This window comes from Chitinimonas sp., assembly GCF_041904975.1.
Lineage (GTDB): Bacteria > Pseudomonadota > Gammaproteobacteria > Burkholderiales > Chitinimonadaceae > Chitinimonas.
Genome location: NZ_JAYRLZ010000226.1, coordinates 1 through 6981 on the forward strand (window position 1 = coordinate 1; position 6981 = coordinate 6981).

8 protein-coding genes are annotated in these 6981 nt (G+C 60.9%); 2 read left to right on the top strand and 6 right to left on the bottom strand.

Annotation, left to right across the window (positions count from 1 at the left end; genetic code table 11):
• The coding region (locus ACE3OH_RS17240) for a hypothetical protein (RefSeq protein WP_374355882.1) at positions 1-1498 on the top strand (1498 nt) is incomplete at its 5' end.
• Positions 1499-1571: 73 nt separating this feature from the next.
• Here the strand turns inward: ACE3OH_RS17240 and ACE3OH_RS17245 are convergent.
• The 6 genes from ACE3OH_RS17245 to ACE3OH_RS17270 all read right to left on the bottom strand — a co-directional run bounded on the left by ACE3OH_RS17245 (position 1572) and on the right by ACE3OH_RS17270 (position 5557).
• On the bottom strand, positions 1572-2342 hold the full coding sequence (locus tag ACE3OH_RS17245) for a VacJ family lipoprotein (RefSeq protein WP_374355885.1): 771 nt from the start codon (positions 2340-2342) through the stop codon (positions 1572-1574).
• A 204-nt stretch (positions 2343-2546) separates the two neighbouring features.
• A complete protein-coding gene (locus tag ACE3OH_RS17250) occupies positions 2547-2822 on the bottom strand; it encodes a lipid asymmetry maintenance protein MlaB (RefSeq protein WP_374355888.1) in 276 nt (91 codons plus the stop codon).
• Position 2823: 1 nt separating this feature from the next.
• The gene (locus ACE3OH_RS17255) at positions 2824-3432 is read right to left on the bottom strand and encodes a phospholipid-binding protein MlaC (protein ID WP_374355890.1); all 609 of its coding nucleotides are present in this window, start codon (positions 3430-3432) and stop codon (positions 2824-2826) included.
• A gap of 17 nt (positions 3433-3449) precedes the next feature.
• Positions 3450-3938 carry an outer membrane lipid asymmetry maintenance protein MlaD gene (mlaD, locus tag ACE3OH_RS17260; protein ID WP_374355895.1) on the bottom strand — a complete coding sequence of 163 codons (489 nt, stop codon included), beginning with the start codon at positions 3936-3938 and terminating at the stop codon, positions 3450-3452.
• 1 nt (position 3939) lies between these two features.
• A complete protein-coding gene (mlaE, locus tag ACE3OH_RS17265; protein WP_374355898.1) occupies positions 3940-4722 on the bottom strand; it encodes a lipid asymmetry maintenance ABC transporter permease subunit MlaE in 783 nt (260 codons plus the stop codon).
• 4 nt (positions 4723-4726) lie between these two features.
• On the bottom strand, positions 4727-5557 hold the full coding sequence (locus ACE3OH_RS17270) for an ABC transporter ATP-binding protein (RefSeq protein ID WP_374355901.1): 831 nt from the start codon (positions 5555-5557) through the stop codon (positions 4727-4729).
• 146 nt (positions 5558-5703) lie between these two features.
• Between ACE3OH_RS17270 and ACE3OH_RS17275 the strand changes: the two genes are divergently transcribed.
• The coding region (locus ACE3OH_RS17275; RefSeq protein WP_374355904.1) for a sigma-54-dependent transcriptional regulator at positions 5704-6981 on the top strand (1278 nt) is incomplete at its 3' end.

Here is a 6981-nt window from a genome sequence, read left to right on the forward strand (position 1 = left end):
GCTGGACCGCCTCAACCGCTCGCCGGTCCTGCCGATCGAGCGCCTGAAAATGCTGGAACTGCTGCGTGACCCGGTGGCCATGCTGCAAGAAGAAAATGCCAAGCGCTATTTCGGCAAGCCTTTTCCGCTTGCCGACACCGAAAACACCATCTGGCGCGGCAATGTACGGCTGTGGCTGGCCATGAGCACCGGCTACCGCCGCTGCTGGCAGGCGGCCATCCATAACGAGGTCACGGTACTGGAGCATGGCGCCCTGTGCGCGCAGCGCGCCCTGCGCTACGCCGCCCTGGCGATACGCGAGCACCATCTCGCCTACCGCATGGTGCCGAATGAGCGCTGGCAAGACTTGTTCGCACTGTATGCCCTGGCAGCGCAGACCGATATCGCCAGCAAGATCGTCAAGGACAGCCTGAACCGGCAGACCGAGCTGTCCTCATGCAACGCCGCTTTCCTGCAAGCCCTGCTGCTGGCCTCGGCCAACCCCAGCGCCATGCCGGTACGCCAGATCGCCTGGACCGACAAGCTGATCGATCGCTGGTCGAACCAGGCCAGCCTGCAGGCCGAATTGCCTGCCGACACGCAGCGCGGCGTGCTGGCAATCAATCTGGAACAGCCTGGCGAAATCCGCCGCCATGATCCACCGCCCACCGGCGAGACATGGCGCTATCTCGATATCGACCCGATCGCCCGCAGCATCAAAAAGCGCATCAAATACCTGCGGGCGGGCGAATCACCTGCCCAGCTGGGCCTCGGTGAAGAGTATGCCAACGAGAATGCCGAGCAGTTCCTGACCAATCTTTACCAGGAGTGGTGCGACCTGCCGATCGAGCGCGGCATGCAGCGGCGCAGCGGGCCAACTGACAGCCTCGGGCAGCTCTGCCTTGGGCTCAATAATGTGCACCATGCCATCGGCGGCAAACGCTTTGCCCAGCCCGATGAGCTATCGGAAGTGCGCGGCCGCGCCATCGCCGACTTTCAGCTGTTCGGCGGTCAGGCGCAGCATCTGGTCAAGCAGGCCGCCAAAGAGCCGGAAAGCTTGCCGGAGCTGGAACACTGGCAGGTGGACAATGAAAGCGCCCTGGGCTTCAAACTGAGCCGGCACGAGCCTGGCGGCCGACTGATCCACAATATGCTGGTGGCGGTGCGACCGCGTCCGGAACAGCAACTGGTCGCCGGCACCGTACGCTGGTTGCTGGAAGGCGCCAATGGCGACCTGACCATAGGCGTGCGCATCCTGCCCGGCATGCCGCAAGCGATCGGCGTACGTGCCACCGGCCTCAATACCTTCAGCAACCGCTTCACCCAGGCGCTCTTGCTGCCGGAAATGCCGGCCTTGCATGCCTTGCCCAGCCTGCTGCTACCGCCCACCTGGTTCAAGCAGGGCCGCATTATCGAGGCGCATGTGCAAGGCCAGGTGGTCAAGCTCAAGCTCGAGCAATTGATCGAGCGCGGCAGTGATTTCGAACGGGTGGCTTTCCACGGCGAATTGCCGACTTGAATCAAGCGGGATACCAAAACGCCGCATGCTTGCCGCAATCAGGAATGGGCGATACGGCGCCCGCTTTTCCGGCTCAAGGTTTGGCTGGCGCCTCGGGTGCTGCATTGGCCGGTGCATCGGATGATGTGGGCGCGGCAGCATCGTCGTCATCGCCGAATTTGAGCGGCTCGGGCGGATTGCCATCCCACACCAGGCTGTAGCGGCGTTGCAGATAGCTGTCGCGCACGAAGCTGTATTCATCCCCAAAGCTTGCTTCGTCGACCACGGCCGTTGCCGACAACAAGCTGGCGCGCAAATTGACGAATTTCAGGCCGCTCAGGCTGTTTTTAACCGGACGATTCGGCACGGCGCGCAACGGATCCATCCAGTAGCCGCCAACCCAGTCGGCACTATCGCGCAAGGTCTTGGAGCCGATAAACGGCGCAACGATGTATGGCCCGGACCCCACCCCCCAATGACCGAGCACGGTACCGAAGTCGGCCTTGTGCTTGGGCAGTTCTGCCTGGCTCGCCACATCGAACACACCCAACAGGCCAACCGTGCTGTTGATCAACACCCGCCCCAGATCCTTACCGGCATCGGAAACCTTGCCCTGCAGCAGGTTCGATGCGCCGATATACACATCTTCCAGATTGCCGAAGAAATTGCTGGCGCCGGTACGCACAACCGTTGGCGTCACCGCCACATAGCCCTGGGCAATCGGCTTGACCACGGCGCTATCCACCGCGCGATTGAAGGCGTAGATGGGCCGATTGATCGGCTCAAGCGGATCGTAGTGATTGGCAGGCGTTGCACAACCAAACAACAACATGGGCAAAGCGGGAAGCAGGTAGAGGGGGCGCATGGCATCACTCGATCACATGGTTTGCAGGGATAGGGCAGCAGCAAGGCGCCGGTCGGGCCACGCCAATTGACGGGCGCCACAAATCAGACATGCCGGCGCTACTGAAATGCTGCTTACAGCATAGCGAAGCGCAACAGCAATCGGCGCCAAACGCTCGAAATTCCGGCACCGGCGCCACACAAGCAATGCGCCGGGCGCGCCGTATCAGGCACTTTCCAGTGGCAGGAATTCTTCTACGCCATACAAGCCCGCCAAGCTCAACAGGCTGGCTGGCGGATTACGCAGAAACAGGCGATGGCCCGCCGCCATGGCGGCCCGCTGCCAATGCAGCAGCAGGCTGATCGCCGCAGAGTCGATTTCATTGATGGCCGACAGGTCCAGAATCACCTGATCCTGCGTGAGACTAGGCGCCACCTCACGCTCCACCCGGCTGATCGACTCCAGCGTCAGGCTGCCCGCCAGAGAAATGGTGGTTGCCATATCAGGCCGGCGTCTTGGTTGGCAGGGCGGCATTGCGATCCACCAAGGCCTTGACCAGGCCGTCGATACCGCCCTTCTGGATGGTCTGGTTGAAACTGGTGCGGTAATTGGTTACCAGGCTGACGCCTTCCACCGTGACGTCGTACACCTTCCACGCACCGTTGGCCTTATACAGGCGATAGTCGATCGGGAAGGGCTGGCCGCCTGTAACCTGCACTTCGGTCTTGACCGTCACATCGGCATCGGAATCGGCCATCTTGACCGGCTTGACATCGATAGCCTGGATCTTGTTGGCCGACAAGGCGGTAGAGTAGGTGCGGATCAGCAGAGTCTTGAATTCACGGGTCAGCGCGGCCTGCTGTTCTGGCGTGGCTTCTTTCCAGTAGCGGCCGACGGCCAGGGCGGTGATGCGGGTGAAATCAAAGTTGGGCAGGGCTTTTTGCTCGACAACTTCACGAAAGCGCTTGTCGGTGGCAGTCAGGTTCTCTTTTTTGATAACGTCAAGCACGTCCTTGCTGGTATTGCGGACCAGCGATTCCGGCACAGGCACCTCCGCCGCAATGGCGCTGAGTCCCAACACGAACAGCAAGGCAGTAAACAGTTTGCGCATGGTGATTCCTTAATCAGTTATTTGCCGGCAGCCGGTGTGGCAGCGGGCTTATTCTCGTCGGCCTTGCTTAACATGAACTGACCGATCAATTTTTCAAGTACCAGCGCCGAAGAAGTCAGGGTAATTTTGTCACCGGCCACCAGCATTGCCTCATCGCCACCCGGCGTCAGGCCAATGTATTGGTCACCCAGAATGCCGGAGGTGAGGATTTCAGCCGACGAATCCTTGCTGAAGTGAAAATGCTGCTCGAGATCGATCGCCACCACCGCACGATAGGTCTTAGGGTCGAGCTGGATGGCCGACACCCGGCCCACCACCACGCCCGCACTCTTGACCGGCGCCCGCACCTTCAAGCCACCGATATTGTCGAATGCCGCCGAAACCCGGTACACCGCTGCCGCATTGCCGGTAGAGACACTGCTTACCCGCAAGGCCAGAAACGCCATGGCAGCCATGCCAAGCACCACGAACAGGCCGACCCAGAAGTCGTAAACCCCACGATTCATCTTAAATTCCCCGGAACATGAATGCGGTCAGGACAAAATCCAGACCGAGAATAGCCAGCGACGACGTCACCACCGTACGGGTAGTGGCCCCGGACACGCCCTCGGCGGTAGCCGGCGCGTCATAGCCTTCGAATACAGCGATCACCGATACGGCAGCGCCAAATACCACGCTCTTGATCAAGCCATTGAGCACATCGAGGCGCAGGTCCACCTGGGCCTGCATCTGCGACCAGAATGAGCCGGCGTCGACACCGATCCACAACACCCCGACCACATAGCCACCCAGAATGCCCATGGTGGAAAACAACAGGGCCAGCACCGGCATGGAGAACACCCCTGCCCAGAAGCGCGGTGCCACCACCCGGGCGATCGGATTGACCGCCATGATCTCCATCGCCGCCAGCTGCTCAGTAGCCTTCATCAGACCGATTTCTGCCGTGATGGCCGAGCCGGCGCGACTGGCAAACAACAGCCCCGCCACCACCGGCCCCAGTTCACGCAAGAGGCTGAGCGCCACCATCACGCCCAGCGCCTCGGATGCGCCATAGCGCTGCAAGGTGTCATAGCCCTGCAGGCCCAGCACCATGCCGACGAACAATCCGGATACCAGAATGATCACCAGCGACAGCACGCCGGTGAAGAACACCTCGCGGATGATCAGGCTGAAGCGGCGAAACGCCGTACCGGAATGCCACAGCAGCGCACACAGAAAGCGGGCACCGAAGCCGAGCTTGATCAGCGCATCAACAAAGGGATTGCCGAGCCTGCTTATACGATTCGCCATCCAGTCAAGCACGTTCAATCCCCATCAAATCTTCACAGTAAGGGCGCGCCGGATACTGGAACGGCACCGGGCCATCCGGTTGCCCGCCGACAAACTGCTTCACGAAAGGCTCATCGGAGGCGCGGATCTCGTCCGGCGTGCCTTCGGCAACGATCTTGCCCTCGGATACGAAATAGACGTAGTCGACGATCATCAGCGACTCGATCACATCATGGGTGACCAGGATCGACGTGGCGCCAAGCGCGTCATTGAGCTGGCGGATCAATTGGCCGATCACCCCGAGCGAAATCGGATCGAGACCGGCAAACGGCTCGTCATACATGATCAACATCGGATCCAGCGCAACGGCGCGCGCCAGCGCCACACGGCGCGCCATGCCGCCCGACAGCTCGGACGGCATCAGCTTGGCGGCGCCGCGCAGGCCGACCGCATTGAGCTTCATCAGCACCAGATCGCGGATCATCGACTCGGGCAGATCGGTATGCTCGCGCATCTGAAACGCCACGTTGTCAAAAACCGACATATCGGTGAACAAGGCACCGAACTGGAACAGCATGCCCATCTTGCGGCGCAAGGCGTACAGATCCTCGGGTTCGAGATGATGAACCACCTGACCGCCAACCCGCACTTCGCCACGCGATGGCTTGACTTGCCCGGAGATCAGACGCAAAAGTGTTGTTTTTCCACAACCAGAACCACCCATAATGGCCACCACTTTGCCCTTGGGAATGGACAAACTGATGCCTTTCAAAATGGTGCGACGATCGTAAGCAAAGGTGACGTTGTCGATATCGACAAGCGGGGAGGCGGGCACGGCAAGGGCGCTCTGGGGCATTGGGTTGTCGATTTTAAGGCAAGGCAATATCCGACAACAATAGTCAACTTTCGTTCACGTTGCAGTGCAACAACAAGCCGAGTCAGTTGCAGGAAAATATATAGGTGGTGTTAGGATTGTTGAAACTTCGACGGTACTGAGTAATTTTGGATACACAGCGCCCTGGCCTACTGGTAGTCGATGACGACGCGTTGATACGCGACAGCCTCAGCTTTGTGCTGGGCGGAGACTATATGGTCCGTTGCGCTACCAATCGCCAGGAGGCCATTGCCCTGGCCAGCTCGGTGGAATTCCTGCCGCAGCTTGCCTTGGTCGACTTGGGCCTGCCGCCCGACCCGCACCGGCCTGACGAAGGTTTTCGCCTGATCGTCGAGTTGGCCGCCCTGCTTCCCGATATCAAGATCCTCGCCCTGTCCGGCCAGACCTCGGCCCACAATGCCCGCCATGCCCGCACCCTCGGCGCAGTGGACTTCATCGAAAAGCCGGCAGCACCCGACACCCTGCGCAATACGCTAGCCCGTGCCTTGAACTGGCGCAGTGCCGATGCCCAGCTAGCCAGTCAGCTCGACATTGCCGGCCTGATCGGCCAGCACCCCTTGATGGAGCGCTTGCGGCGCCAAGTGCATCAGTTTGCCGCCTCGCCGTTTCCGGTGTTGATCAGTGGCGAATCCGGCTCGGGCAAGGAGGCGGTAGCCAAGGCCCTGCACCAGCAGTCGCCGCGCTCGGCCCAGCCTTACTTGGCCCTCAACTGTGCCGCCCTGACCGAAAGCCTGATCGAAGCCACCCTGTTCGGCCACGCCAAGGGCGCCTTCACTGGCGCCAGCACTGCCAAGGCAGGCTATTTCGAAGAGGCCAGCGAAGGCACGCTGTTTCTCGACGAGGTTGGAGAGCTGCCCTTGAATGTGCAAGCCAAGCTATTGCGCGTGCTGGAAAACGGTGAATACCAGCGCCTGGGCGAAACACAAAGCCGCCAGAGCAAGGCGCGCGTGGTGGCGGCCACCAATCGGGACTTACGCAAACTGTCGCGCAGCGGAGAGTTTCGCGCCGACCTGTATCACCGCCTGTCGGTACTCAGCATCGAAACCCCGCCACTGCGTGATCTGGGCGAGGACCGCCAGCTATTGCTCCAGCACTTTATCCGCCACTATGCCTTGCAGCTGGCGGCGCAGCCGTTCCGGCTAGCCGAGGAGGCCAGCCATAGCTGGTCGGCCTACGACTTTCCCGGCAATGTGCGCGAGCTGCGCAATATCGTTATCCGCCTGCTGGCCAAATACCCCGGCGGTACGATCACCCAGGCCATGCTGGCCGATGAGTTCGACGCGGAATCGTTTTCCGCGCCACAGACCGAAACCGCGCCAGCCTCCGCCCCGCCCGATCCGGGCGATGCCATGCGCCAGCTGCGCGAGGCACGCGACTTTCATCTT

Coding starts and splice junctions, on each gene's coding strand:
- mlaE (WP_374355898.1), bottom strand. CDS start 4,722: ATGGCGAATCGTATAAGCAGGCTCGGCAATCCCTTTGTTGATGCGCTG.
- ACE3OH_RS17255 (WP_374355890.1), bottom strand. CDS start 3,432: ATGCGCAAACTGTTTACTGCCTTGCTGTTCGTGTTGGGACTCAGCGCC.
- ACE3OH_RS17250 (WP_374355888.1), bottom strand. CDS start 2,822: ATGGCAACCACCATTTCTCTGGCGGGCAGCCTGACGCTGGAGTCGATC.
- ACE3OH_RS17245 (WP_374355885.1), bottom strand. CDS start 2,342: ATGCGCCCCCTCTACCTGCTTCCCGCTTTGCCCATGTTGTTGTTTGGT.
- ACE3OH_RS17270 (WP_374355901.1), bottom strand. CDS start 5,557: ATGCCCCAGAGCGCCCTTGCCGTGCCCGCCTCCCCGCTTGTCGATATC.
- mlaD (WP_374355895.1), bottom strand. CDS start 3,938: ATGAATCGTGGGGTTTACGACTTCTGGGTCGGCCTGTTCGTGGTGCTT.